This window comes from Streptococcus mitis (assembly GCF_946188585.1).
Taxonomy (GTDB): domain Bacteria; phylum Bacillota; class Bacilli; order Lactobacillales; family Streptococcaceae; genus Streptococcus; species Streptococcus mitis_DG.
The window spans coordinates 1-233 of the sequence record NZ_CAMHVI010000054.1; the positions used below are offsets into that span (position 1 = coordinate 1).

General features: G+C 44.6%; 1 protein-coding gene. It reads left to right on the plus strand.

Annotated features, from left to right (window positions below):
• The coding region (locus N8M66_RS09380) for a mucin-binding protein (protein WP_261047250.1) at positions 1–233 on the plus strand (233 nt) is incomplete at both ends.

Sequence of the window (233 nt, forward strand, 5' to 3'; positions counted from 1 at the left end):
CGTTACGTAAGCACTAACGGTAACCGTGTTCTCACAACAGATGAAGTAACAGGTAAGTCAGGAGAAGCCATTGCCTACAGCACAACAAGTCAAATCACAGAGTTCAAGAAACAAGGCTATAACCTTGTTAGCGATGAATTCACAGCGGGTGGTGCTAAGGTTTATGACTACGATACAGCACGTGACCAAGTCTACACTGTAACCCTTTCAGAACGTGTTGAACCAGTTAACCC